The organism is Pseudonocardia oceani (assembly GCF_019263585.2).
GTDB classification, from domain to species: domain Bacteria; phylum Actinomycetota; class Actinomycetes; order Mycobacteriales; family Pseudonocardiaceae; genus Pseudonocardia; species Pseudonocardia oceani.
In genome coordinates this window covers 2,843,199-2,869,978 of sequence record NZ_JADQDF010000001.1, presented here as the reverse complement: position 1 = coordinate 2,869,978, position 26,780 = coordinate 2,843,199, and the positions used below count along the sequence as shown (strand labels likewise).

The 26,780-nt window shown below is 74.0% G+C and carries 20 protein-coding genes; 11 read left to right on the top strand and 9 right to left on the bottom strand.

All coding sequences use genetic code 11. The features are described from left to right. Positions 1-9 precede the first annotated feature (9 nt). Both I4I82_RS14330 and I4I82_RS14325 read right to left on the bottom strand, forming a co-directional pair. Positions 10-2,013 carry a DUF6541 family protein gene (locus tag I4I82_RS14330; protein ID WP_218591251.1) on the bottom strand — a complete coding sequence of 668 codons (2,004 nt, stop codon included), beginning with the start codon at positions 2,011-2,013 and terminating at the stop codon, positions 10-12. Further along, a complete protein-coding gene (locus I4I82_RS14325) occupies positions 2,006-3,616 on the bottom strand; it encodes a hypothetical protein (protein WP_218591252.1) in 1,611 nt (536 codons plus the stop codon). Before I4I82_RS14325 ends, I4I82_RS14330 begins: the two co-directional genes overlap by 8 nt. A 49-nt stretch (positions 3,617-3,665) precedes the next feature. Here I4I82_RS14325 and glf point away from each other — a divergent pair, with 49 nt between their 5' ends. Next, complete coding sequence (gene glf, locus I4I82_RS14320; RefSeq protein ID WP_218591253.1) at positions 3,666-4,868, top strand: UDP-galactopyranose mutase; 1,203 nt, start codon at positions 3,666-3,668, stop codon at positions 4,866-4,868. Positions 4,869-4,874: 6 nt separating this feature from the next. Here glf and I4I82_RS14315 read toward each other — a convergent pair whose 3' ends face one another. Beyond that, entirely contained in the window at positions 4,875-6,185 is a 1,311-nt protein-coding gene (locus I4I82_RS14315) for an HNH endonuclease signature motif containing protein (RefSeq protein WP_218595787.1), read from the bottom strand. A gap of 216 nt (positions 6,186-6,401) precedes the next feature. On the opposite strand from I4I82_RS14315, the gene I4I82_RS14310 reads away from it, so the two are divergent. Continuing rightward, on the top strand, positions 6,402-8,378 hold the full coding sequence (locus I4I82_RS14310) for a glycosyltransferase (RefSeq protein ID WP_225920600.1): 1,977 nt from the start codon (positions 6,402-6,404) through the stop codon (positions 8,376-8,378). A 63-nt stretch (positions 8,379-8,441) separates the two neighbouring features. Here I4I82_RS14310 and I4I82_RS14305 read toward each other — a convergent pair whose 3' ends face one another. Then, a complete protein-coding gene (locus I4I82_RS14305; RefSeq protein WP_218590176.1) occupies positions 8,442-10,349 on the bottom strand; it encodes a glycosyltransferase in 1,908 nt (635 codons plus the stop codon). A gap of 50 nt (positions 10,350-10,399) precedes the next feature. Next, entirely contained in the window at positions 10,400-13,306 is a 2,907-nt protein-coding gene (locus I4I82_RS14300) for an arabinosyltransferase domain-containing protein (RefSeq protein ID WP_218595786.1), read from the bottom strand. A gap of 116 nt (positions 13,307-13,422) precedes the next feature. Here I4I82_RS14300 and I4I82_RS14295 point away from each other — a divergent pair, with 116 nt between their 5' ends. The 3 genes from I4I82_RS14295 to I4I82_RS14285 all read left to right on the top strand — a co-directional run bounded on the left by I4I82_RS14295 (position 13,423) and on the right by I4I82_RS14285 (position 17,418). Then, positions 13,423-15,168, top strand: coding sequence for an arabinofuranosyltransferase AftB family protein (locus I4I82_RS14295; RefSeq protein WP_226370054.1), 1,746 nt, complete (start codon positions 13,423-13,425; stop codon positions 15,166-15,168). 16 nt (positions 15,169-15,184) lie between these two features. After that, positions 15,185-15,832 (top strand): nitroreductase family protein, encoded by a 648-nt coding sequence (locus I4I82_RS14290; protein ID WP_218594439.1) that lies wholly within the window; start codon positions 15,185-15,187, stop codon positions 15,830-15,832. A gap of 161 nt (positions 15,833-15,993) precedes the next feature. Further along, a complete protein-coding gene (locus I4I82_RS14285; protein WP_226370053.1) occupies positions 15,994-17,418 on the top strand; it encodes an acyltransferase family protein in 1,425 nt (474 codons plus the stop codon). A gap of 39 nt (positions 17,419-17,457) precedes the next feature. Here the strand turns inward: I4I82_RS14285 and dprE2 are convergent, their stop codons facing one another. Then, on the bottom strand, positions 17,458-18,213 hold the full coding sequence (gene dprE2 / locus I4I82_RS14280; protein ID WP_218595784.1) for a decaprenylphospho-beta-D-erythro-pentofuranosid-2-ulose 2-reductase: 756 nt from the start codon (positions 18,211-18,213) through the stop codon (positions 17,458-17,460). Further along, the gene (gene dprE1 / locus I4I82_RS14275; RefSeq protein ID WP_218590871.1) at positions 18,210-19,553 is read right to left on the bottom strand and encodes a decaprenylphosphoryl-beta-D-ribose oxidase; all 1,344 of its coding nucleotides are present in this window, start codon (positions 19,551-19,553) and stop codon (positions 18,210-18,212) included. Before dprE1 ends, dprE2 begins: the two co-directional genes overlap by 4 nt. Positions 19,554-19,591: 38 nt before the next feature. Between dprE1 and I4I82_RS14270 the strand changes: the two genes are divergently transcribed. From I4I82_RS14270 to I4I82_RS14245, 6 genes are all read left to right on the top strand, one after another. Then, positions 19,592-20,200 (top strand): DUF1707 SHOCT-like domain-containing protein, encoded by a 609-nt coding sequence (locus I4I82_RS14270; protein WP_218590872.1) that lies wholly within the window; start codon positions 19,592-19,594, stop codon positions 20,198-20,200. A 105-nt stretch (positions 20,201-20,305) separates the two neighbouring features. Further along, a complete protein-coding gene (locus tag I4I82_RS14265; RefSeq protein ID WP_218590873.1) occupies positions 20,306-20,968 on the top strand; it encodes an ABC transporter permease in 663 nt (220 codons plus the stop codon). Continuing rightward, complete coding sequence (locus I4I82_RS14260) at positions 20,961-22,064, top strand: ABC transporter ATP-binding protein (protein ID WP_372451498.1); 1,104 nt, start codon at positions 20,961-20,963, stop codon at positions 22,062-22,064. The genes I4I82_RS14265 and I4I82_RS14260 overlap by 8 nt, the downstream gene beginning before the upstream one ends. After that, positions 22,061-22,837, top strand: coding sequence for an ABC transporter permease (locus I4I82_RS14255; RefSeq protein WP_218590874.1), 777 nt, complete (start codon positions 22,061-22,063; stop codon positions 22,835-22,837). The genes I4I82_RS14260 and I4I82_RS14255 overlap by 4 nt, the downstream gene beginning before the upstream one ends. Before the next feature lie 52 nt (positions 22,838-22,889). Then, positions 22,890-23,864 carry a glycine betaine ABC transporter substrate-binding protein gene (locus tag I4I82_RS14250; RefSeq protein ID WP_218590875.1) on the top strand — a complete coding sequence of 325 codons (975 nt, stop codon included), beginning with the start codon at positions 22,890-22,892 and terminating at the stop codon, positions 23,862-23,864. A gap of 43 nt (positions 23,865-23,907) precedes the next feature. Then, a complete protein-coding gene (locus tag I4I82_RS14245; RefSeq protein WP_218590889.1) occupies positions 23,908-24,294 on the top strand; it encodes a GtrA family protein in 387 nt (128 codons plus the stop codon). Positions 24,295-24,300: 6 nt separating this feature from the next. Here I4I82_RS14245 and I4I82_RS14240 read toward each other — a convergent pair whose 3' ends face one another. Both I4I82_RS14240 and I4I82_RS14235 read right to left on the bottom strand, forming a co-directional pair. Then, a complete protein-coding gene (locus I4I82_RS14240; RefSeq protein ID WP_218590876.1) occupies positions 24,301-25,356 on the bottom strand; it encodes a right-handed parallel beta-helix repeat-containing protein in 1,056 nt (351 codons plus the stop codon). 92 nt (positions 25,357-25,448) lie between these two features. Continuing rightward, positions 25,449-26,747, bottom strand: a complete 1,299-nt coding sequence (locus I4I82_RS14235) for a UDP-glucose dehydrogenase family protein (protein ID WP_218590877.1) — start codon at positions 26,745-26,747, stop codon at positions 25,449-25,451. Positions 26,748-26,780 lie beyond the last annotated feature (33 nt).

The window sequence follows — 26,780 nt, the reverse complement described above, 5'->3', positions numbered from 1 at the left end:
GCGGGGGCGTCACCCGTCGGTCGCCGCCGGACCGCAGTCGGGCACCCGGTACAGGGCGTTGCCGAACCGGTCGGAGGCCAGGAGCTCGAAGCCGCTGCGCGGGTCCGGGCTCGCCAGGCCCGGGTACTCCCGGCTGCGCGCGTCGCCCGGCCAGAAGTCGGCGTTCCCGACCAGGAGGTAGCGCACGTCCGAGCGCGCGACGACGGCGCAGGTCGCCGGGTCGTCGACCACCTCGTCCAGGTGGCGCCCGATGAGGTCCTGGTCGGCCGTCCAGTTGCCCGTGAGGTGCGGGAACAGCACCTCCCGTCCGGTGAGCGCCCAGAGCAGGGCGCTGCCCGTCCACGGGTTCTGGGCGACCACCGCGTCGGGCGGGACGATCGCGGCGACCCGGTCGTAGAAGGCGCGCTCGGCCGGGTCGACCAGCTCGGACCGGCCCGCGGGCACGGCCAGGTAGGCGTCGTCGACGAAGGCGGCGTGCGTGCGGGCGTACATCCCGCCGGTGCCGACGAGCACCGCGACGGCGGCCAGCGCGGTGAGCCCACCGGCGCCGATCCGGGACAGCCCCGGCACGCGGGCGAGGACCGCACCGACGGCGAGCAGTCCGACGACGGCCAGCGGGACCCCGGTCACGGGGATCATCGCGGCGAGCCGGTAGGAGTCGTTGTACCAGAACGCGGTGACCGCGGCGGTCAGCGACGACTCGGAGGAGGCCGCCAGCACGTAGAGGGTCGCTGAGGCCAGGTGTGCGGGCACCAGCCAGCGGTACCCGGGCCGCCACAGCGCGGCGATCAGGCCGACGAGCACCACGACCGACACGACCCTGGCCGGGCCCTTGCTGTTGGTGGCCCCGAGCGCGGTCTCCCGGACGGCGCCGAGCGGCGTCTCGAACGCCGCCCAGTCGAAGGACCGGACGTCGTCGAACACCGGTGACGTGAGGAGCCAGTCGACGGCCACGGTGACCAGCACGACCGCGACCAGCCCGACCGGCACCGCCGTCACCCACCGGCCCGCCCGGAGCATCCGGCCGAGCCACCGCACCAAGGACCAGGCCACGGGGAACGCGGCGATGACCGCGAGGCTGAAGACGGTGCTCGGGTGGCCGAGGGCCAGGCCGGCGAGCAGGACCGGCAGCAGGACGACCGCCCGCGTCCGGGTGAGGGCGCCGACCGCCTCGCGGCCGACCGCGGCGACGACCACGGCGAGCACGGCAGGCACCAGGCTCATGCCCACGAGGTTGGGCCAGAGGACGCCGAAGCTGAGCAGCGACCAGGGAAACGCGATGAACCCCGTGGCCAGCACCGGAGCGGCGGCCACCGCGGCCCACGACGGCCCGGCGACGACGCGCACCAGCGCTGTGCAGCCCAGCGGCCAGACGACCGCGGCCACGACCCCGGCCGCCGCGTTGGAGGCGACGGGGATCGAGGCGCCCGCGCTCAGGACGACGAGCGAGACCAGGTCGTGCCACGCCGCGGGGTAGAAGGCGGCGCCTGCGCCCGGCGACGTCAGCGTGCCGAGCGTCAGAGACGACGCGTCGCCCTCGGCGACGATGCGGGCGACGGCGCTGTAGTGGAAGACGGCGTCGTAGGTCTGGGAGAGCGCCGTCGGAAGGCTCATGCCGTCGACGACGGTGAACGCCCCGACCAGCGCGGCGACGGTGAGTCCCGCGAGCGCGGCGAGCGTGACGGCGGTGCCGTCCCCGGCGGGTGGCGGGGCCGCGGGCGCGTCGTGCCTGCGTCGCAGGCGGGCGAGCCCCCACCGCGCCGCGGCGAGGAGCAGGGCGAGCGCGACGGCCGGGGCGAGCGCGACGACGGGGGACCACGGCACCCCGGCGACCGACGCGACGACGGCGGCGACCGCGATCGTCGCGACCGACGTGGCGGGTGCGACGCCCCAGGCGAGGACGCCACGCAGCCCGAGGGACAGCGTGACGAGCAGCCCCGGGAGCACGCACCAGGCCACCGCGACCAGCGCGGCCGGCAGTGCCGGGAGCCACGCCGCGACGAGGTCAGCCATCAGCGGGCTCGTCGCGGGCCAGCAGTTCCCCCGGGGTGGCCGCGCAGCCCGGGCCGTAGTCCGGACAGGTCCCGTCCGGCTGGCGCACGAGCTGTGCGACGTAGGCGAGCAGCGCCGTGGACCCGTCGTCGCGCGGCAGGTAGCGGTCGGCGAGCGAGGAGCCCATCGACAGGGCGAGCAGGAGCGCGGCGGCGAGGACGCCGAGCGTCACGGGCGTACCGGTCGGCAGGGTGACCCGCTGGAGCGCGTACCGCACCGCCAGGACCGACAGCACGAGCAGGCAGAACAGGATCTCCGCCGAGGTGCGCGGGTAGAGCTGCACCGTCTGGGTCTCGTACATCTGCGAGGCGAAGAAGAACCGCAGCACCCACGCGCCGGCCATCAGCAGCGCCGCGGTCAGCACCGCCGTCCGCCGTCCGCCGAGCGCGACCGCGGCGCCGAGCCCGAGCACGAGCAGCAGGGTGAACACGCCGACGCCGGCCAGCTCGCCGGGCGGCGGCCACGGCCCGACGTCACCGGCGAGGTCGTTGCGCCACATCGCGATGTAGGCCGGTTCGACGAACGTGTCGAAGTAGAAGTAGCGGTCCTGCACGCTCCCCGCCGCCGACAGCAGCCCGACCAGGTGGGGGAACGCGACGGCGACCAGCCCGACCAGCGCCAGGCCGACCATCGCGAGCCCGCGCAGCGCGGCCGTGCGCCAGGGGAGCAGCACACCGACCGCGACCACCGCGCCGGGCGCCGACCAGAGGAACCACCCCGAGTAGACGAGGAACAGGACGCCGAGCGCCGCACCCGTGCCGAGCCCGACCAGCGCGATCCGGCTCCAGGGCAGCTCGGCCGCCCGGCGCAGGCTCGACAGGAAGGCGATCACCACCGGCACGAGCACGACCAGCACGACCGTCGTGTACGGCTTGTAGGGCTCCAGCAGCGGGAAGCCCGCCACCAGGGCGACCGCGAGCGCCCACCCGGCCGGCAGCACCAGCCGCCACGCCAGGTAGGCGAGCGGCCCGAACACCGCGGTGCCGACGACCTGCACGGCCCGCAGCGATTCCGCCGCGGACGCACCGGTCAGGTCGGTGGACAGTGCGAGCAGGTGCAGGACCGCCGGCGGGTACTCGGCGGGCACCGCCCGGCCGACCAGGATGTCGTCGGTCCAGCGGATGAGCTGGCCGGAGTCGCCCCAGTTGGCGAACAGCGGCCAGTCCGTGCCGCGCAGCGCGAGCAGGACCCCGCCCGCGACCAGGCCGGTCGCCAGCCCGGCCACCGCGGCGAAGGCGCAGCGGTGGACGACCGCGCGGGCGCCCTCGCCGGCGCGCGCCACCGCCGCGCACACCGCGACGACCACGAGGCCCACGAGCACGAAGCGGAGGTCGAGCGCGGCCAGACCGCTGACCTGACCGATGCGGTCGAGCGGATCGACGACGATCGAGCGGCTCAGCTGCACGGCGAGCGCGGCGGCGCCGAACGCCGTGACGATCTCTGCGGCCGCGGCCGCGGCCAGGGCCGGTACGGGCCGGGCCCGGGAGCGGGCAGGCGGGGGCACCGGAGCCGGCGTCGGCGCCCACCCCTGGTCGTTCCGCTCGGCGGCGCGGCTCCCGGTCATCGAGGCGCAACGATAGCCGCGTCCCTCCGGGGTCGGACGCGCCGCTACCGTGGACTCCGTGAGTTATGCGGACTACGACCTCGTGATCGTCGGCTCGGGCTTCTTCGGCCTGACCATCGCGGAGCGGGTGGCCAGCGAGCTGGACAAGCGCGTCCTGGTGCTCGAGCGCCGTTCCCACCTCGGTGGCAACGCCTACTCCGAGCGCGAGCCCGAGACGGGCATCGAGGTCCACCGCTACGGCGCGCACCTCTTCCACACCTCCAACGCGCGGGTGTGGGAGTACTGCAACCGGTTCACCGCCTTCACCGGCTACCAGCACCGCGTGTTCGCGAAGGTCGCCGACCAGGTCTACGCGTTCCCGATGAACCTGGCGCTGATCAACCAGTTCTTCGGCCGCTCCTACTCGCCCACCGAGGCGCGCGCGCTCATCGCCGAGCAGGCGGGCGAGATCGACACCAAGGACGCGAAGAACCTCGAGGAGAAGGGCATCTCGCTGGTCGGGCGCCCGCTCTACGAGGCATTCGTCAAGGGCTACACCGCCAAGCAGTGGCAGACCGACCCGACGCAGCTCGACGCGTCGATCATCTCCCGGCTCCCGGTGCGCTACACGTTCGACAACCGCTACTTCAACGACGCGTTCGAGGGCCTGCCCGTCGACGGGTACACCGCCTGGCTGGAGCGGATGGCCGACCACCCGAACATCGAGGTGCGCACCGACGTCGACTACTTCGACGTCCGCGACCAGATCCCGGCCGGCACCCCGACGGTCTACACGGGCCCGCTCGACGCCTACTTCGGCAACTCCGAGGGCGCCCTGTCGTGGCGCACGCTCGACTTCGAGCAGGAGACCGTCGACACCCCCGACTTCCAGGGTGCGCCGGTGATCAACTACAACGACGAGGACGTCCCCTTCACGCGGATCCTCGAGTTCAAGCACTTCCACCCCGAGCGCGCCTACAGCAGCGACAAGACGGTCATCGTCCGCGAGTTCTCGCGCTTCGCCGAGCCCGGCGACGAGCCGTACTACCCGGTCAACACGCCCGACGACCGCGCCAAGCTGCTCCGCTACCGCGAGCTCGCCCGCAAGGAGACCGCCAACGCCAACGTGCTGTTCGGCGGCCGCCTGGGCACCTACCAGTACCTCGACATGCACATGGCGATCGGCTCGGCGCTGAGCATGTTCGACAACCGCATCGCCCCGTACTTCACCGACGGCCGCACGCTGGCCGGCTCGGAGAGCGCCGAGGACTGACCCCGCTCAGCGGACCCGGTGGTCGTGCCGCCCGGTCCGGTAGCGGTGCCCGGTCGGGGTGGTCCATTCCAGGGCGCGGTCGGGCCCGAGTTCGGTCTGCCAGCCGGGGTGTTCCTTGAGGTCGTGGTGGGCGGGGCAGAGGGCGATGAGGTTGTCCTCGCCGGTGGTGCCGTCGGGGTTCCAGGGGATGACGTGGTCGAGTTCGCAGGTGGCGGCGGGGCGTCGGCAGCCGGGGGCGCGGCAGGTGATGTCGCGGGCCCGGATGTGGTCGGCGAGGGCGGCGGGGGGCCGGTAGGTGGTGCGTCCGTACTCGAGGACGGTGCCGGTGAGGGGGTCGGTGAACAGGCGGCGCCAGACGGAGTCGGCGGCGATCTCCCGGGCCAGTGGCGCGGGGATCGGGCCGTAGCCGACGAGCTCGCAGGGGGCGTCGTCGGCGCCGGTGAGTGTGGAGTGCGGGACCAGCACGGTGATGAGCGGTTTGCCCGGAGTGACCGGGACGACCGCGACGGTGTCCGAGGCGGCGGGGTCGCGCAGGACCAGCCGCCCGGTGAGGACGGCGGCGAGCAGGTCGGCGCGGCGCTGGTCCAGGGTCCGTGGGTCGTCGGCGCCGAGGCCGCGGGCGAGCCGGGTGAGCCAGGCGTAGGACGAGGCGGCGTCGGGGGCGGTGAGGCGGGCCCAGAGGGTGGCCATGCCGTCCTCGCCGGCGAACACGTCGACGCGCCGTTCGGCGCGGGCGGCCCGGTGTCGTGACGCGGCGCCGTCGGGGTCCAGCGCGAGGATCGCCCGTCGCAGGGCGGCGTCGAGCTGCGCCCAGGTCTGCCCCGGCCCAGCGGGCAGCACCCGTTCCTGGACGGCGGCGGCGAGGGTGTCGTCGAGCAGGGCGAGCCGGTCGCACACCAGCCGGGTTCGAGACCAGCACAGCCGGCCGGCTTCGAGCAGGTCGCGGGTGGGGCGTAGGACACCGGAGAGTCGCCGGGTCTGGGCCAGTCGCACCTGGGCTGATCCGCGGGACACGGTCAGAGCCATGCCGATCTCGTCGGAGGCCCACTCCCGCAGTGGCACGGAAGCGCTCACGGCGCGCACGGAGCCGTCGCCGGATCGCTGGGAGAACTCGGCGAGGACGGCGGCCTGTCGGGCAGCGGCCCACGCAGCGAGTCGCTCGAACCCGACAACAGCGTCCACGAGCTCGGCGTCGGACAGCGATCCGAGGGACCCGGTGGCGAACTCCAGTTCGAGCCCGAACAGTCCGGACGGCGCGGTGTTGCCCAGCGTCTGCTCGGGGGCATCTGGGCCTTCGAGCACATCGGAGTCGAACACATGTTCGACTCTAGCACTGTGATCAGCAGATATCCATACTGGATCACGGGCTTCGAGGGCAAGGCGACCCGGACCGCAGGTGCCCGCCAGGGCGCCGAGGACCGGAAGCGCCGCGGCAGCACCTCACCAAGGCCGCCCTCAAGGCGAACAGGACCCCGCCGCTACCCTCAGGAGGAGAAGAAGGCAACCCCACGAACAAGGACTGATCGCCCCAACATGACCCAGACCGTCGAGAAGGCAGCCACCATGGACGCCCACACCGTCGCGAACGGCCTGCTCCAACGGGTCATCCTCCCCCGCTCGGGCGACCCCATGAGCGTGCGCTCGCTCTACCTCGACGAGCGCACGGGTCTGCGCCTCACGACCCCGCCGCCCCTCCCGGGATCGCCGCTGCGCGAGGTCAGCCTCGTCGGCACGGCGGCGACCTCGCGCCGCCTGCGGGTCGTCTCCCGCACCTCGGCGCTCGTGCCGGAGCAGAGCGAGGTCTCGTTCGGGGCCTACTTCAACGCCTTCGCCGCCGGCTACTGGCGCCACTGGTCGCGCCTGACCGAGGTGCACCTGCGCCTGACGCTCACGGGCTCCGGCCGCGTCGACGTCTACCGCACCAAGGCCGACGGCTCGCAGATCTTCGTCGGCGGCGAGGTCGTCGACGGCCGCCACGAGCTCGACATGGCGCTCGACCTGCGCCCCTTCGAGGACGGCGGCTGGTACTGGTTCGACCTCACCACCGACTCCGGCGAGCTGACGCTGGAGTCCGGTGGCTGGTACGCCGCCGAGGAGTCGCCGGTCCGCGCGGCCGTCACGATCGGCATGCCGACGTTCAACCGGCCGTCGGACTGCGTGGCCACGCTGAACGCCATCGCCGAGGACCCGGCCGTCCTCGCCGCCGTGGTCGCGGTGATCATCCCCGACCAGGGCACGAAGAAGGTCCGCGACGAGCCCGGCTTCGACGCCGTCGCCGCGAAGCTCGGCGACACGCTGCGGATCATCGACCAGCCCAACCTCGGCGGCTCCGGCGGCTACGCCCGGATCATGTACGAGGCGCTCGGCAGCACCGACTGCGAGCAGATCCTGTTCATGGACGACGACATCCTGCTGGAGCCCGACTCCGTGCTCCGCGCCGTCGCCTTCTCGCGCTACAGCCGCGAGCCGATGCTGGTCGGCGGGCAGATGCTGTCGCTGCAGGCGCGCTCGCAGCTCTCCACGATGGGCGAGGTCGTCGACCGCAACGCCTTCCTGTGGCGCAACGCCCCCGGCACCGAGCCGCACCACGACCTGGCCGAGCGCACGCTGCGCCAGACGCCGTGGCTGCACCGGCGCACCGACGTCGACTACAACGCCTGGTGGATGTGCCTGATCCCGCGGTCGGTCGCCGAGGACCTGGGCCTGCCGCTGCCGCTGTTCATCAAGTGGGACGACGCCGAGTACGGGCTGCGCGCCCGCGGCAAGGGCTACCGCACGGCCACCGTGCCGGGCATCGCCATCTGGCACATGTCGTTCCTGGAGAAGGACGACACGAGCGACTGGCAGGCCTACTTCCACTACCGCAACCGGTTCGTCGCGGCCGCGCTGCACGGGCCCGACAACCCGCGCGCGCTGCTCGTCGACACCGTCAAGCGCTCCCTGCGACACCTGATGCTCATGGAGTACTCGGCGATGGCGCTGCAGGAGATGGCGCTGCGCGACTTCCTCGCCGGGCCCGAGCAGCTGTTCCCGAAGCTGCCGGTCGTGCTGGGCGAGATCCGCGCGAAGCGGGCCGAGTTCGACGACGGCCGCCCCCTCGACTCGGCCACCGAGGTGCCGCTCTCCGAGCTCGACGCGCTGGCCGCCCAGGCGTTCCCGGAGCCGCCGACGAAGAAGCTCGCCATCGTCAAGGGGCTGGCGCAGAGCGTGCTGCACAACCTGCGGCCCGTGGACCCGGCGCACGCGGTCGTCCCGCAGCGCAACGTGCCGTCGAAGCAGGCGCAGTGGTTCGTGCTCTCGCGGCTCGACTCGGCCACCGTGTCCACCCCCGACGGCCGCGGCGTCACGTTCCGCCGCCGCGACCCGGCGCTGTTCAAGGCGATGATGAAGCAGTCGGTGGCGCAGCTGCGCGAGGTGGCGCGGGTGTGGCCGGAGCTGCGGCAGCGCTACCGGGACGCCGTGCCCGAGCTCACCGGCCGCGAGGGCTGGAAGCGCATCTTCGACGCGTGAGGCCCGGCGGCGGGGGCCGGTGTCACCGCACCGGGCCGCCGTCGACGTCCCTCACCGGGCGCATCAGCCCTCGTCGACCCCGTACAGCCGCGCCCAGTTCGCGCGGCTGGTGAGCCCGGGCACCGCGTCGCGGTAGCGCTGCGCCACGCCGGGGCCCTCGGACACGACCCGGCGCACGACGTGCGCCCCGCGCTTCGCGAGCTCCAGCGCCCGGGCCCGGTCGCGGGTGCGGATGCGGTACCCCGTCTCGCCCATGTCGGCGACGACGGCCCGGCGGAACGTCGAGACGTGCCACCAGTGCGCGTCGCCGGCCGGGACGAACCCGGTGGCGTGCGGGGCCCGGTCGGTGAGGAGGAAGGCGAGCCGCTTCGCCCAGGTCAGCGGCTCGTTCCCGGGCTTGCCGGCGTCACGCACCACCTGCGCGTCGCGGAAGTCGGGCACCTGGCTCGGCAGCTCCGACATCGGGTGCACGACCGTCTCCGGGTAGGCCGCGCGGATGCGGCGGATCTCCGCCGCCGCGGCGGCCGAGCCGTCGCGCAGGATCCCCGGGCCGTCCAGGAAGTCCTCGACGGCCTGCAGCAGCGTCGCGGCGAGGCCGTAGTGCATCGACACGAGGTAGGTGGACATGAGCAGGCCGATGCGCCGGGTGATGCGCTTCGTCGAGAACCCGGTGTGCAGCGCGGCGGTGATCAGGCCGTTGCGGAAGTTGAAGTACCGGTGCCACTCGTCCCAGTCCTTCCACCCGAAGTCGGCGTGCCAGACGCCGGCGCCGGGCAGGGCGACGGTGGGAAAGCCGTGGGCGCGGGCGCGGTAGCCGAACTCGATGTCGTCCCACTGGAAGAACAGGGGCAGCGGGTAGCCGATCTCGCGCACGATCCGGGCCGGGATCAGGCAGGACCACCAGCCGTTGTACTCGGTGTCGACGCGCCGCTCCTGGTTGATCGGCAGGTCGTGCTCGTCGAGGCCCAGGAGGTAGGCCTCCTTAAGGGCTCCGCGCACGGGCAGCCCGACGCGGAGGTCCTCGGGGTCGGCGTATTCGGCGGAGATGTGCAGGTGCCCGGGGTGGAGCAGGTTGAGCATCTGCCCGCCGACGATCGTCGGGTGCCGCGTGCTGGCCGCGAACGCGGTGAGCCGGACCATGATCTCCGGCTCGAGCAGCACGTCGTCGTCCATGAGCAGGACGTCGGAGTGGTCCTCCGGGGCGCCGGCGGTGGCGTCGAACAGGCCGCGGGTGAACCCGCCCGCACCGCCGAGGTTGGGCTGGCGGACGTAGCGCAGCCGCTCACCCAGCGCCGCCGACACCTCGGCGAACCGCTCGCGCGACTCCAGCGGGTCGGTGCCCTGGTCGACGACCTGCACGCGCCCGACGACGGCGAGCGCCCCGGGGTCGTCGGCCATCGCCGTGAGGGTGTTCAGGCAGTCCTCGACGCGGTTGAACGTGCAGATCACGACGTCGGTGGGCGGCACGGGGCGGGTCGTCGGCACCGACCAGCGCACCTCCGACACCGCCAGCTCGCCGGTCTCGGTGGTGATCTCCAGCCACATGCCGCCGCCGTCGAGGAAGCGGTCGATCGCGCCCGTGAGCCGCACCGGCTCGGCGTCGGCGCCCTCGGCCTCGTGGGCGTCGACGATGCGCCACACCTTGTTGGTGTCCGACGCCAGCAGCCGGACCCGGCCGGTGCCGCTGACGACCAGGTCGACCTCGACGGCGGGCACGTCGGTCCAGCGCTGCCAGTAGGTGGCGTGGAACCGGCCGAAGTAGGTGTTGGTGGACACCAGGCTGCCCTGGCCGAGCTCGACGCGGCCGCGCCGGCGGCGGGCCGTGCCCCGCTCGACGCGCGAGTAGAGGTCCTCCGGCACCTGCGGTGTGGGGCCGAAGAACAGACCGCGCTGCGCGACGATCCGCCCGGCGTCCGGACCGGACGGGGCGGACGCGACGGCGCTGTCGATGGTGTCCGGGGTGGTGAGCATGGGGAAGGGTCGACCTCCGGGTCGGGCTCGTGATCTCCGGTCCCATTGTGTCAGCCGACCGGATCGAGCCCGGGCACCCGCGCCCGTCCGCTCGCCGCCCAGCCGGGCACGGTCTCGGTGGTGACCACCGGCACCGACCTGGCCAGCGGCTCGGCCGGGTCCCACCGGACGATCCGTGCGGCGTCCCGGAGCGGGTCGCCGTCGAGGTAGGTCGCCATCACCCGCTCGGTGACGAGCAGCCGCGGCGCGGCGAACGGGCCGCCGAAGCCGGGGGAGTAGGTGATCGCGGCGGCGTCATCCCCGGCGGGGGGTGCGACCCGCCACGTCGCCAGACCCGCGGCGCCGTCGCGGATCGGCTCTGGCGCCAGGCACGGGAACAGGAACGCGACCGGCCAGTCGAGGACCGCGGTGCTCCCGACCGGCAGCAGGTCGACCATGCGGGTCAGGCGGGGCGCCCGGGGCAGCGTCACCAGGGCGGCCTGTCCCGTCGTGACGCCGGCGACGACGAGCCGCACGGACTCCGCCCCGGCGGGGGCGATCTCCCGCACGTCGCCCTCGGCGGGCCCGAGCGGGCGCACGTCGACGACGTTACCCGCGGCGTCGCCGAACTCCATGCGCAGCACGTCGCCGGGCCGCAGCGCCCCCGCCGTCGTGACGACGACGGGCAGCGCGCCGTCGCGCTGCTCCGGTTCGAGGGCGAACCACGCGGTCGTCGACGACCCCGCCACCGCGACGCCGCGCACGCGGGCGCCGCCGACGTCGACGGTGCGCTCGGCCCGCACAGCCGGCTCGGTCCGCGCGCGCAGCAGCCCCGCGGCCGGATCGGTCTCGACGGACAGGCGCTCCTGCAGCCCGCACGGGGCGCCCCGCAGCGTGGACACGGCGTCGGAGGCCAGCGTGTAGCTGTCGCGCTCCTCGACGGCCGTGCGCGCGAGGCTCAGCACCTGCAGCGCGAGGACCGCCACCAGCACCACCGCCAGCACCGGCACCGGCCCGGGCACCCGCTCCGGCACGTCCGGCGCGGCCCGGTCGGCGGCCCGCGCACCGACCGCGCGGGCGGCCAGCACCGCGACGACGACGAGCCCGGCCGCCACGACCGGCGTCGCCACGGCCGTGCCCGCGACCTGCGGCGGCAGCGTCGAGAAGGTCGGGGCGAACCAGCCCGAGGCGTAGGGCCAGGCGTTGTAGCCGGCGAGCACCAGCGACCCGACGGCGGTCGCCGCGGCCAGCGCCGCCGTGAAGGCGCGGGGGCGGCGCCGCAGCGGTGCGCTCCGCCACGCCACCGCACCCGCGACCAGCACCGCCGGCCCGATCGCGCCGACGTCGCCGAAGTGCTGCGTCCACTTCGTGGGGGTGGCGGTCAGGATCGCCAGCGCGAGCAGCAGCGACACGGCGAGCCGGCCCGCGGGCCCGGCGGCGAGCCTCGTCCGCCCGCGCCGCAGCGCCACCAGCACGCCGACCGCGGCCAGGACGGTCACCAGCACGGCCGCGCGCCGCCCGATGGCGCCCTGGAACGAGTCGGGCTGCAGCAGCAGCGCGTAGCGCTCGTACTCCTGGTACCACTCCACGCCGCCGCCGATGACCTGCCGCACCCGCGTGGCCTCCAGCACCGCGGCCAGGCTCTGGTCGGACACCATGAGCAGCACCGCCGACGCCGGCGCGGCCAGCCCGGCGAGGACCAGCGGCCACCGGTGGGTGGCGGGACGGGCGCGCACCAGGCGCACGAGCGGCACCGCGGCCGCGAGGAACGGGGTGAACGCCACGAGCCCGCCCGGCGTCAGCGCCGTGGTGGCGCCGGCGAGCACCAGCCCGAGCGCCACGGGCAGCAGCCGCCGCGTCGCGACCGCCCGCTCCACGGCGAGCAGCACGCCGAGCAGCCCCAGCGCGACCCACGGCTCCGGGCGCAGCCCGAGCTGGAAGGGCACCCACCACGTGCCGAACGCGAGTGCGGCGAGCCACGGCCGCTGCGCCGCGGATCCCAGCCGGGGCAGCAGCCCGCGGGAGAGCAGCACCCACGTGAGGAGCCCCAGCAGGGTGGCGGGCAGCCGCATCCAGAGCGTCGAGGCGGAGACGAGCGACCAGAGGTGGGTCAGGTCGTAGAACCAGCTGAACGGCGCCTCGGGCGCGTTGAGCCAGCGGTAGACGTTGCCCACGAACCCGTTGCTGCCGCGGCTGCGCACGATGCCGCTGATGTAGCCGTCGTCGACGGTGACCGCACCGACCACCCACCACGCCCCGAGCAGTGCGGCCACGGCCGCGTCGACCGGACGGGGGAGCCACCACCGGCGGGGGAGCAGCCGGACCCGCGCGGGCCCGTCGAGCCGCGCGAGCGCGCCGAGCATGCCGAACAGCGCCAGCACGCCGACGACGGCGATGCCCGCCTTGAGCGGGGAGATCGTCGTCTCGAAGCGGGTGTCGGCGGTCAGCGCGAGCGCCACGTCGCGGTCGGTGCCGGAGAACGCCCCGACGACGGCCGGGCGCACGTCGCCGTCCCGGGTGAGGAGCGGCGTCCCGTCGACGAGGACCTCGGTGCGGTCGGGGTCCGACGTGAGCGCGATCGCGCACGGACCGGCGGGCAGCGGCACGGCTCCGAGGTCGCGCCCGGCGCTCACCACCGACAGCCGGCCGTCGGCCGCGGTCAGCTGCAGCCCGGCCAGCGGGACCGCGCCCGGGTCCGGCCGCAGCGGCACGGTCGAGAGCAGCACGCCGCCGGTGCGGGCCGCGTCGCAGCTCGTCGTGACCGACAGTGCCACCGGCTCGTAGGGCATCAGCGGGATCGCCGTCGGGCCCTGCGCCGCCGACCAGGCGTACTCGGCGCGCGCCTGCTGCACGGGGGCGAGCGGGAAGGCGACCGCCGCGACCAGCGCCACCAGCGCGAGGACGAGGACGGCGCGCGCCGTCCGGTGGTCGACGGGGGGGTGCGGCGCCTGCGGGGCCGACCGCGCGGGCGAGAGCACCGCGCCACCCTAAGGCGGATGCGGGATTCCGCCGACGCCCGCCCGTCCGCCCCACCACCGGGCCCGCCGGACCGGCCGGGGACCATGGACGCGACCGACCGACCGAGCCGAACGAGGTGGCGACCATCAGCGCGACCGTCGAGGTCCAGCCCGCCGGGCCGCCCCCGTCCGCCCCACCTCTGCGCAGGACGGCGACCTGGACCACCGTGGGGTTCGCGGTGGTCCTGGCCGGCTTCGCCGCGATGGTCTGGCACCGCCGCTGGATGAGCGACGACGGGCTGATCGTGCTGCGGACGGTCCGTCAGCTGCTGGCGGGCGCGGGCCCGGTGTTCAACCAGGGCGAGCGCGTGGAGGCCAACACCTCGACGCTGTGGACCTACCTGCTCGCGCTGCCCGGGCTGGCCGGCGTCTCGCTGAACTGGGCGGCCGTGGTGCTGGGGCTCGTGTGCTCGGTGGCCGGGGTGGGGCTCGCGCTGGACGCGGCGCGGCGGCTGTTCGCGAGCGAGCGGTGGATGGTGCCGTTCGGGGCGCTGGTGGTCGTGGCGCTGCCGCCGTTCTGGGACTTCGGCACCTCCGGGCTGGAGACCGGGCTGATCGTGGGCTGGCTGGGCCTGACCTGGTGGCTGCTCGTGCGGCGCCTGGAGGCGCACCGGGCCGGTGGCGGCGGCCGGGCCTGGCCCGCCGCGCTCGTGCTCGGCCTGGCGCCACTGGTGCGCCCCGACCTCGCGCTGTTCGGGCTGGCCGTCGCCGTCGCGCTCGTCGTGCTGGAGCGCCGCCGTGGGTGGCGGGGCGTCGCCGCGCTGGCGGGCGTCGCGGCCGCCCTGCCGCTGGCCTACGAGGTCTTCCGGGCGGGCTACTACGGGCTCCTCGTGCCGGGCACGGCGCTCGCGAAGGAGGCGAGCACGTCGCGCTGGCGGCAGGGCTACTCCTACCTGCGCGACCTGACCGACACCTACTGGCTCGCCGTCCCCGTGCTGCTCGGCCTCGTCGCCGCGGTCCTGCTGCTGCTCCGGCTGGGCCGCACGGCGACGGTCGCCACGGCCGTCGTCGTCGCCGTGCCATGGGTGTCGTCGGCCCTGCTGGCCACCTACGTCACGCGAGTGGGCGGCGACTTCATGCACGGCCGGATGCTGCTCCCGGCCCTGTTCTGCCTGTTCCTGCCGCTGGCGGCCGTGCCGTTCAGCCGCCGGACCGCGCTGCCCGTCCTCGGGATGGTGGCCTGGGCGGGCGTCTCGTTCCTCGCGCTGCGCCCGGCCTACGACACGCTGGGCCCGAACTGGATCGCCAACGAGCGCCTCTACTACGTCGTGATCGTCGACCGGCCGAACCCGGTCGTGGCGCAGGACTTCGTCGACCACCCCGTCGCCCCGGAGGGGGTGGCCGCGCTCGCCGGCGCCCCGGGACCCTCCCTGGCCCTCCCCGGACCCGGCCCCGACGGGCTGCGCTGGTGGCTGTTCCCGACGCCGGACCGGCCCAGCACGATCACCTGGCTCAACCTGGGCGTCACCGGGGAGCTCGCGCCGCTGGACACCCGCGTGCTCGACGGGGTCGGCCTGACGAACCCCCTGGCCACGCACGCCACCTCGGTACCGGACGGCCGCATCGGGCACGACAAGGACCTCCCGCCGGAGTGGTTCGTCGCCGACTCCGGCACGACGGAGACCGGGTTCGTCGACCCGGCCGGCATCGAGGCCGCCCGCGCCGCACTGGCGTGCCCGGCCACGCGGGAGCTGCTCGCGTCCTACCGCGACCCGCTGACGCTCGACCGGTTCGTGCGCAACCTCACCGGCGCCGTGGAGCGCACGGCCTACCGCTACGACCGCGACCCGCGGGTCGCGGCGCAGTGCCGCCCGATCGGCTGACGGGCATCATCGGGGCATGACCCTCCCGCTGGCTCCCGACGAGCTCCTCACCACCACCCGCTCGGTCCGCAAGCGCCTCGACCTCGACCGCTCCGTGCCCCTGGACCTGGTCCGGGAGAGCCTGGAGGTCGCGCTGCAGGCCCCCACCGGGAGCAACGCCCAGGGCTGGCACTGGATGGTCGTCACCGACCCGGAGTTGCGGGCGGGCATCGGCGAGCACTACGCGAAGGCGTTCGACGCCTACCGCAACTCGCCCGTCTACGCCTCGCGCGCGGGCACCGGGCACACGCAGGAGCGGCAGGCGGTGCAGGAGCGCGTCACCTCCTCGGCCGAGTACCTCGCCGAGGTGATGGGCCGCGTCCCCGTCCACGTCATCGCCTGCATCGCCGCGGGCGAGGAGCTGCCTCAGGGCAACCAGGCCGGGCTGTGGGGGTCGCTGCTGCCGGCGGCGTGGAGCTTCCAGATCGCCGCTCGGGCCCGCGGGCTCGGCAGCGCGTGGACCACCCTGCACCTGCGCTACGAGAAGGAGGTCGCCGAGCTCCTCGGCATCCCTCCGCACGTGCGCCAGGGCGTGCTGCTGCCCACGGCGTACTTCACGGGCGAGACGTTCCGCCCCGCGCCGCGCGAGCCGCTCGACCGGGTGCTGCACCTCGATCGGTGGTAGCCCACCGTGACCAGCGGCGACGGCGGCGGCCCGGCCACGACCGGACGACGGTCACCCGGTCGCCGCAGTCGGTTGTGAGCGGACAGTGACGACGACGGCCATCCAGGTACGGTCCGGGTGTCACCCGCAACGCTGGTCCGAATGTCCCAGTTACTGCCACCGTGACGATCGCAGCCCCGCGGACCACCCCATCCGGCACTCAAGCCGCCCCCTCCGGTGAGATCCGGGGGCTGACGGGCCTCCGCATCGTCGCAGCCGTGTGGGTCGTGGCGTTCCACTTCCACTTCACCGCCATGACCGGCGTGACGGAGGTGGTCGGGGTGCTCGGACCGCTCATCACCTCGGGGGCGCTGGGCGTCGACCTGTTCTTCGTCCTGAGCGGTTTCGTCATCGCCCACACCTACCTCGCGTCGATGGGGCCGGCACTGCACGTCGGCACCACCGCGAGGTTCGTGTGGGCCCGCTTCTGCCGGATGTGGCCGGTGTACGCGCTGGTCTTCCACCTGTTCGGCCTCTGGCTGCTGGCGCGGCTCGTGCTGGGCTCCGACGACGTCATCGCCTTCCAGGGCGTGCAGCCGATCGTCAGCGTCGGGCAGTGGGTCCAGCAGCTGCTCATGGTGCAGATGTGGAACAACGAGTTCCTCGACGGCGCGTCCTGGGTCGGGCCGACCTGGTCGATCAGCGCCGAGTGGCTCGCCTACCTGCTGTTCCCGGTGGCCGCGCTGGTGTTCTTCCGGCTGCGCAACCTGCCGCTGCTCGTCCTGGGCGTCGGCGCGGTGGCCCTGATGCTGCCGATCGCCTCGGCCTACGCGACGGCCGGCGACCCGTACTACGAGTGGAGCTGGGCCGTCCGCATCCTCTGCGGCTTCGGCGCCGGCGTGCTGGTGCACCTCGTGGTCCGGCGGCTGCCGCGGACCGAGCCGGTCCGGCGGGTCGCGTCGACGACCGCGTGGCTGCTGCCGCTGCTGATGGCCGTCGGCCTCTACTGCGGGCAGTTCGTGGCGCCGGGCTTCGGCGGCGTCGTCATCGTCGGGTTCCCGGTGCTGGTGGGCGCGCTGGCGCTGGCCGACCGCGGTCCGGCGACGGTCCTGTCCCGCCCCGCGCTCGTCCAGGGCGGCAAGGTCTCCTACAGCCTCTACCTCGTCCACATCCCGATGTTCGAGATCCTCTGGCTGGCCCAGGCCTACGTGCCGGCGCTGCGCGGCGGGGTCCTCGGGCACCTGGTGGCGCTCGCGGTGATCGTCGCGACCTACCCGGTGGCGGCTGCCGCCTTCCGCTTCGTCGAGGAGCCCGCCCGTCGGCGGCTGCGCCGGATCGGCGCCCCGCGCCGCCCGGCCCCGTCGTCGACGGTCGAGGTGTTCCGGGCGGCCCGCGAGTCGGCCGGCATCCCGGACGCCCGCACCCACGCCGACGCCTACGTCCCGCCGGCCCCGCGCCACGCCGCCGGCCCCACCCGCCAGCCCACGCTGGCCGCCGCGCTGGTCTCCGCGCAGCGCCGCAAGCCCACCCACCGCGCCGACACCTGGGGCGCGTTCGAGCGCAGCGGCCAGGTGCGCGCCACGATCCTGCACGCGGGGAGCGAGTAGGGGGCTCGGCCAACAGGGGGAGAGGGAGGGCGGGCGGCGTCAGACCGGCAGGCGGCGGAACAGCGGGCGCGGGACGTGGCGCAGCGCGCTCATCACGAACCGCAGCGGCCCCGGGGCCCACACGAGCTCCCGCCGGTTGCGCACCGCGTCGACGACGATCTGCGCGACGGCCTCGGGCGTGGTCGACAGCGGCGCGGGCTTGAGGCCCTCGGTCATCCGCGTGTGCACGAACCCGGGACGCACCACGGTGACGTGCACGCCCTCGGGCCGCAGCGCCTCGGTGAGCCCCGAGTAGAACGCGTCCATGCCGGCCTTGGTGGAGCCGTAGACGAAGTTGGAGCGCCGCGCGCGCTCCCCGGCCACCGACGAGAACGCGACGAGCGAGCCGAAGCCCTGCTCGGACAGCTTCTTCCCGAGCGCGACGCCGACGGCCACCGCCGCCGTGTAGTTGACCTGCGCGAGCTCGACGGCGGCGTCGACGTCGGTCCACGCCTGCTCGTTGTCGCCGAGCAGCCCGAACGCGACGAGCGCGACGTCGATGTCCCCGTTGACGAAGGCCCGGCGCACGACGTCGGAGTGGGTCTCGACGGCGCGGGCGTCGAACTCGAGGGTCTCCACCGCGCAGCCGAGCTTCTCCAACCGCACCTTCGCGGCGTCGAGGCGCTCGGAGGCGCGGGCGGCGAGCACGACCCGCAGCGGCCGGTCGGACGCGAACGCCTCGACCACGGCGAGCCCGATCTCGGACGTGCCGCCCATCAGCAGGACGGACTGCGGGTTCCCGACGGCATCGATCACGAGGTCAGCTCCAGGCGTCGGGACATGTCGGACGTGAACACGCCCGTGGGATCGGCGGCGTCGCGCACCGTGCGCCACTCGTCCAGGCGCGGGTAGCCGCGCCGGATCGCCTCGGGCGTGGTGCGCGACTCCTTGGCCAGGTAGTGCCGGCCGCCCGCGTCGAGCACGAGCTCGTCGAGGGCGTCGCAGAGCGGGCCCAGGCCGTCGCCGACAGGGATGTCGACGCACAGCGTCCACCCCGGCTTCGGGAACGACAGCGGCGCACGGTTGCCCTCGCCGAAGCGCTTGAGCACGTTGAGCGCGGACACCTGCTTCGCCCGCACCATCTCCTCCAGCACGCTGCGCACGACGTCGCCGCGCTCGAGCGGCACGACGAACTGGTACTGCAGGAAGCCGCGCGGGCCGTAGCCGCGGTTCCACTCGCCGAGGATGTCGAGCGGGTGCAGGAACTGGGTGATGTTCTGGATCGCGCCCAGCTTCGTGGGCGACTTGCGGTACCAGAGCTCGCTGAACAGCCTGGCCGTGACGCGGTTGAGCAGCCCCGGGGGGAACACGTCGGGCACGGTGAGCAGCTGCGGGGCGTCGAAGCGCAGCGGGTGGCGGCGCAGCGTGGGCGGCAGGTCGTCGAGCGTGGCGTGGTTGGCGCGCATCAGCAGCCCGCGGCCCATGTGCGGGCCGGTCGTCACGGCGTCGAACCAGGACACCGTCTCGGCGTACTCCTCGTCGCCGACGGACTGGCGGGCCATGAGGTCGTCGAGGTTGTCGATCTGCTCGGTGTCGACGCGGAAGTACGCGGTCTCGACGTGGTGCAGCCTCAGCACGGCCCGCACGACGACGCCGGTGAGCCCCATGCCGCCGACGGTGGCCCAGAACAGCTCGTCGTCGGGGGTGAGGGTGTGCGCGCGGCCGTCGGCGGTGACGAGGTCGAGCGACTCCACGTGGTTGCCGAAGCTGCCGACGACGTGGTGGGCCTTGCCGTGGATGTCGGCGCCGATCGCGCCGCCGACGGTGACCTGGCGGGTGCCGGGCAGCACCGGCAGCCACAGCCCGAACGGCAGCGCGGCGCGCATCAGGGTGTCGAGGCTGACGCCGGCGTCGACGACGACGCGGCCCGAGTCGGCGTCGACGGAGTGGATGCGGGACAGGCCCGTCATGTCGAGGACCGTGCCGCCCCCGTTCTGCGCCGGGTCGCCGTAGGAGCGGCCCAGTCCGCGGGCGATGACGCCCCGGGGACCGGCGGCGGCGAGCGCCTCGGTGAGGTCCGCCGCGGAGCGCACCGGGACGACGTTCGCGCGGGTGGGCGCGGTGCGCCCCCACCCGCGAAGGCTCGTGTTCGGCATCGCGGACAGGTTACGCGGGCCGCACTATCCTCGGTCACGTGACCGTCCAGCCTCCCGACCCGCCCGGCATCCGGATCTCCGACGCCGACCGCGAGCAGGCCGCGGCACGCCTGCACCAGGCCCTGGCCGAGGGCCGGATCACGGTCTCCGAGCTGGAGGAGCGCCTCTCGGTCGTCTACGGCGCCCGCTACGAGGCCGAGCTGCTGCCGCCGCTGGCCGACCTGCCCGGCGGTGCCGTCGTCGCGGCCGCGCCGCTGTCGGCCGTCGTGCCGTCGACGCCGTCCGGTCCGCCCGTGGTGCTGCGCGCCGGGATGTCGACGATCAAGCGCACCGGCGACTGGGACGTGCCGGCCCGCCTGCGGCTCCAGTCGAGCATGGGCACGATCGTGCTGGACTTCTGCGACACGACGATCCACCACCCGGTCGTCGAGATCGAGGTCGACGTGGGGGCGGGCAGCATCCGCCTCCTGGTGCCCGACGACGCCACCGCCAACGTCGACGACGTGGTGTCCGGCATGGGCACCGTCAAGAGCCGCGTGCCGTCGCGGCCGCGGCCCGGAGCGGTGCACTTCGTGGTGCACGGGCGCACCGGGATGGGGTCCGTGACGGTCCGCCGGCGCTACCAGGTGGGCGGTCTGAAGTTCTGACCGCACATCACGGATCGGTCGCGGCGCCCTGGGCGGCCCCCCTGATCGGGTTAGGGTTCCGATCTTCGACGCCGGGGGGTGCATGTGGGGTTCGACGAGTACGTGATGAGGAACTCGAGTGAGCTCCTCTTCCGGGTGCAGCAGCACTTCCTGCTCGTCGCCTACGCCGTGGGCCTCGCCGCGCTGATCGCGGTGGCGCTCGGGGTCCTCCTGCACACCACCGGACTGACCCCGCCGTCGTGGCGGTCGCGGTTCCGGGCAGGCAGCCTCGAGGGTGCGCTGCTGGTGTCGTCCGTGGCGCTGACGATCCCGTCGCTCGCGCTGTTCGGCGTCCTGCAGCCGCTGCTGGGGCTGGGCGCCACCCCGGCGATCGTCGCGCTGACGATCTACGGGATCTACCCGGTGCTGCGCAACGTCGTCGCCGGCCTCGGCTCGGTCGACGCGGCGGTGCTGGAGGCCGCCCGGGGGATGGGCATGGGCCCGGCGCGGCGGATGGTGCGCATCCAGTTCCCGCTGGCCTGGCCGGTGGTGCTGTCCGGCATCCGGGTCGCGATGCTCATACTGATCGGTATCGCGGTCGTCGCGGCGATCGTCAGCGGTCCCGGCCTGGGGCAGTTGCTGTTCGCCGGGCTGGCGCGGCTCGGCGCCGTCAACTCGTTCAACCAGGTGCTCGCCGGGACGTTCGGCTGCCTGCTGGTGGCGGCGGTCTACGAGATCGCGTTCGCGGTCATCGCGCGCCTGACGACTCCGAGGGGGATCCGTGGCTGAGTCCGCAGTGACGACGTCCACAGCGACGACGTCCGGAGCGATGATCGCGCTGGAGCACGTCAGCAAGACCTATCCCAAGCAGGCGGCGCCGGCGGTCCGGGACCTCACCCTCGAGGTCCCCGACGGCGCGATCGCGATGTTCATCGGGCCCTCGGGCTGCGGCAAGACCACGACGCTGAAGATGATGAACCGGCTGATCGAGCCGACCAGCGGGCGGATCCTGCTGGCCGGGGAGGACGTCACCGACGTCGACGCCGACAGCCTGCGCCGCCGCATCGGCTACGTCATCCAGCAGGTCGGGCTGTTCCCGCACTTCACGATCGGCGAGAACATCGCGGTCGTCCCGAAGATCCTGGGCTGGGACCGCAAACGGGTCACCGCCCGGGTCGACGAGCTGCTGCACCTCGTGGGCATGGAGCCGCGCGAGTTCCGCGACCGCTACCCCCGCCAGCTCTCGGGCGGGCAGCAGCAGCGCGTCGGGGTGGCGCGCGGCCTGGCCGCCGACCCCGCCGTGATGCTGATGGACGAGCCCTTCGGCGCCATCGACCCGATCACGCGCGACCGCCTGCAGGACGAGTTCCTCGATCTCCAACGGCAGATCGCCAAGACCATCTGCTTCGTCACCCACGACCTCAGCGAGGCCGTGAAGCTGGGCGACCGGATCGCGGTCTTCGGGCCCGGCGGGGTCCTGGAGCAGTACGACACGCCCGAGCAGGTGCTCACCAACCCGGCCAACGAGTTCGTCGCCGAGTTCGTGGGCAGCGGCGCCGCGGTGCGCCGGCTCTCGCTGCTGGAGCTGGGCCGCCTGGAGCTCGAACCGTGCGTGGCCGAGGGTGCGGCGCAGAGCGGCGACGCGCCGGTCTACGCGGCCGACGCGCAGGGGCGGCCCGCGACGTGGGTCGCGCTGCCCGGCACGGCCGTGCTGCCGCCGCTGGTCACCGTGCCCGTCACCGGCACCGTCTACGACGCCGTCGACGTCATGCTCGACGCCCCCGCGTCGCTCGTCGCCGTCGTCGATGCGGCGGGCCGCGCGCAGGGCGTCCTGCGCTGGGACGCCCTCGTCGGCGAGATGCGCACGAAGGGCCGTGACCGGTGACGGCGCTCGCGCCCGGCGGCGTCGCGGTCACCCCGAGGGCGGCGCGCGGCCGGTTCGACCGCCGCCTCGTCGCGGTGCCGGTGATCGTCGTGGTCGGGCTGGCCGCCGTCCTCGCCTACCTCTCGACGCAGACGCTCGACACCGTCGAGCAGCGGGCGCTCGCGCCGCAGGTCGTGCTCGACCGGCTCGGCGAGCACCTGTTCCTCATGGCCGTCTCCACCGCGCTGGTGATCGTCCTGGCCATCCCGCTCGGGATCCTGATCAGCCGACCCGCGCTGCGCCGGGTGCGCCCCGGGCTGCTCGCGTTCGGCGGCTTCATGCAGGCCCTGCCGCCGTTCGGGCTGATCGTCCTGCTGGCGTTCACCCCGCTCGGCTTCGGGCAGCCGACGGCGATCGTCGCGCTGGTGATCGCCTCCTTCCTGCCCGTGCTGACCAACACCGTCGTCGGCCTGGGGCAGGTCGACCCGAGCCTGATCGAGGCGTCGCGGGGGATCGGCATGTCCGCGCGCCAGACGCTGCAGCGGATCGAGCTGCCGCTGGCCGTCCCCGTGATGCTCGCCGGGGTCCGGGTGGCGCTGGTGCTCAACGTCGGCACGGCCACGCTCGCCACCTTCATCGGCGCCGGCGGGCTGGGCAACATCATCGACGGGATGCTGCGCCTCGCCCGTCCCAACGGCACCCTGCTCGCCGCCGCGCTCGTGGCGGCGCTCGCGCTGCTCGTCGACTGGCTGGCGAGCCTGGCCGAGTACGCCGTGGCGCGCCGCGGCTCCTGACCACCCACCGCCGCCCGTCGCGGGCGGCACCCACCGATCGAGGAGGACCCACGTGAGCTGGACGAGGACGGGACGCGGACGAGCCGCGACGGCGGCGCTGACGGCGCTCGCCGCGGTCGCACTGGCGGGCTGCGGCGGCCTGGAGGCCTCCGGCCCGGCGGCGGAGGGCGGCGGCCTGTCGGAGGAGGTGTCGCTGGAGGGTCAGACCTACGCCGTGGGCGGCAAGGACTTCGACGAGCAGCTGATTCTCTGCCAGGTGGCCGTGGCCGCGCTGGAGTCGGTGCAGGCCACCGTCACCGACCGCTGCAACACCGGCGGCACCCAGGCCGCCCGCGACGCGCTGCTGGCCGGCGACATCGACCTTTACTGGGACTACAACGGCACCGGATGGATCACCTTCCTGGGTGAGACCACCCCGATCGCCGACGAGCAGGAGCAGTACGTCGCCGTCCGCGACCGCGACCTCGCCGAGAACGACATCCACTGGATCGGCCGCACGCCCTTCAACAACACCTACGCCTTCGCGGTGAAGGAGGAGAAGGCCGCCGAGCTGGACCTGACCACGCTCTCGGACATGGGCGCCTACATCAGCTCCGGCCAGCCGGGCACCACCTGCATCGAGACCGAGTACTCCAGCCGCGACGACGGCATGGCGGGCCTGCAGACGACCTACGGCTTCCAGGTGCAGCCGCAGATCCTGCAGACCGGCGCGATCTACCAGGCCACCGCCGACGGCGACTGCCTGTTCGGGCTCGTGTTCACCACCGACGGCCGCATCCCCGAGCTCGGCCTGCGGGTGCTGGAGGACGACAAGAAGTACCACCCGAACTACAACGCGTCGGTGACGGTCCGCGGCGAGGCCTACGACCGCGACCCGGCCATCGCGCAGGTCTTCGAGCCGATCACGGCCGCGCTGGACAACGCGACCATGGCCGAGCTCAACAAGCAGGTCTCGGCCGACGGCCTCGCCCCGCGCGAGGTGGCCCGCACCTGGCTCACCGAGCAGGGGTTCATCGGCGGCGCCTGAGCACCCCGCTACCCTTCCCGGCGTGACGACGACCGACGCCCCCATGGGCCTGCGCGGGCAGCTGGCCCGGTTCGTGGGCGTCGGCGTCGTCTCGGCGCTGGTCGACTTCGGCGTCTACCACCTGCTGCTGCAGCTGGGCGTCGTCGCGCCGGTGGCCAAGGGCGCCTCGTTCGTCCTGGGCACCACCACGGCCTACCTGCTCAACCGCCGCTTCACGTTCACGCGGTCCGGCGGCGGCACGGGCCGGTTCGCCGGGTTCGTGCTGCTCTACGGCACGACCTTCGCGCTGAACGTCGGCGTCAACACCCTCGCTCTGGCGCTCCTGCCGGCGATGCCGCTGCGCACCAGCGCGGCGTGGGTGCTGGCGCAGGGCGTGGCGACGGTCGTCAACTTCGTCATGCTGCGCACGGTCGTGTTCCGCGCCCGCTAGTCGCGGTCACTCGCACTTGCGGTCGACGGCCACCAGCTCACCGGTGGGCTCGAAGCCGTCGACGCGGTTGCCCTCGATGACGTTGCCGCAGCCCGAGGTCTCGGGCTCGGTGATGACGTGGGTCTCGATGATGTTGCCCAGCGCGTCGCTCCGCCCGGTCGTGGTGTTGTCGACGACGAGCGCGTCGAAGCCCTTCACGTCCACCACGGAGTCGGCGTAGTTCTCGCCGCTGATCGCCGAGCCGTCGAAGGCGTTGCGGGCGACGACGGTGCCGCCGGTCTCCTCCTTGATGTCGACGTTCTCCGCGGTGATCCGCTGGAAGACGTTCTCCAGGATGCGGTTGTCCATCGACAGGTCCGGGCCGCCGTCCAGCCCGTACTTGCGCCAGTTGCTCTTCGCGCTGCCGACGTAGACGCCCTCGCCGTACTGCGGCTGCTCCAGCCCGGTGTCGTGCACGAGCGACCGCTGGATCACGTTGCCCGACGACGACGAGCGGAAGTGCACGGCCTCGTCGCCGGTCTCCCCGACGCTGAGCGAGTCCAGCACGTTCTCCCCGCCGCCGTCGACGACGATCCCCTTGCCGCCGCCGGTGACCGAGAACCCGACGAGCTGCCAGTGGCTCGCCTCCTGCAGGTGCACCGCGTAGCCGCTGTCGGCCGCGATCACGGCCTCGCGGGGGCCGGACAGCGTGATGGGGGCCTCGGGCGTGCCGGAGGCGCTCACCTCGATCGCCTCGTAGGTGCCCGCCGCGAGCCGGATGACGTCACCCGGGGCGGCGTCCTCCAGCGCCCGCTCCAGGCCCTCGTCGTCGGCGACGGCGACGGCGCGGGTCCCGTCGACGAGCGCGGCGAGCTCGGTGCCCGGCGTGACCGGCGGCGCCGGTCGCTCCGACCGCCCCCGCTGCGAGGAGCCGGGCGGCCCGTCGTCCTCCTGCTGCTGAGTCACCCGCACCGGGGCGGCCTCGGCCACCGCGAGCTGCGCGGCGCCCACCGTGAGCACGACGACGGCCGCCACCACCCCCGCGCACGTCGTGGCCGTCCGCCACACCGATCCGGTTCGCATGTGACCCATGGTGCATCTGGGGCGACCCCCGGTGGCACCCGCGGCCGTTCCGCCGCCCGATCAGGGGGCGGATCGGCACCGTCCGTGAACGGTCAGCCCCGTCCGAGCCCGATCCAGGTGAAGCCGGCGCGGCGCAGGATGTCGGCGTCGAGGAGGTTGCGGGCGTCGACGACCATCGACACGGCCGCGACGCCGCCGAGCGCGTTCCAGTCCAGTGTCCGGAACTGCGGCCAGTCGGTGAGCACCACGAGGGCGGCGGCGCCCTTGGCCGCGGCCAGCGGGTCGTCGACGACCTCCACGTCGTCGGTGACGCCGGGGACGCCCACCGCGTGCGCCGGGTCGTAGCCGGTGAGGACCGCGCCCTCGGCGCGCAGCAGGGCGGCGACGGCGAGGGCGGGGGAGTCGCGCAGGTCGTCGGTGCCGGCCTTGAACGTCAGCCCGAGCAGGCCGACGCGGACCCCGTCGAGCGAGCCGCCGACGGCCGCCCGCACCTTGTCGACGACGAGCGCGCGCGTCGCGGCGTTGACGTTGAGGCTGGCCCGCACGAGCTCGAAGTCCATGCCCGCCGCGTCGGCGATCTGCAGCAGCGCGTTGGTGTCCTTCGGGAAGCACGACCCGCCCCAGCCCGGTCCGGGCGACAGGAAGGTCTGCCCGATGCGCCGGTCGTACCCCATGCCCTCGGTGACCTCGAGGACGTCGGCGCCCAGGCGCTCGCACAGGTCGGCGAGGGAGTTGACGTAGGACAGCTTCATCGCGAGGAAGCAGTTGGCCGCGTACTTGACCATCTCCGCGCTCGCCGCGTCGGTGAGCTGCGTCGGCGCGCCGAGCCGCGAGTACAGCGCGGCCACGCGCTCGGCGGCCTCCTGCGAGTCGCTACCGACCACGATGCGGTCGGGGTTGAGGAAGTCGTGCACGGCGCTGCCCTCGCGCAGGAACTCCGGGTTGGAGACGACGGCGACGTCGGTGCGCCCGAGCATCTCCCGCGTGGTGGCCGCGGTGCCGACCGGCACCGTCGACTTGTTCACCACGACGCAGCCCGGCGCCAGCAGCGCGCCGACCTCGTCGGTGACGGCCTGCACCGCGGCCAGGTCGGCCGCGCCGCCCTCGCCCATCGGCGTCGGCACGCACAGGAACACGATCTCGGCGCCCGCCTCGCGCGTGACGGCGGCCGTGGCCCCGAGGACGAACGCGAGACGCCCCGCCGCCATCCCCTCCGCGACGAGCTCGGGGAGGCCGGGCTCGAGGATGTCGACCTCGCCGGCGCGCAGCCGGGCGACCTTGGCCTCGTCGATGTCGGCGCAGACGACGTGGTGGCCCAGGGACGCGAGGCACGCGCCCGTCGTCAGGCCGACGTACCCGGTGCCGATCACGGCGATCCGTCGTGCGAACACGTGTGCTCCCTCAGGGGTCGGGTACAGCCGGAG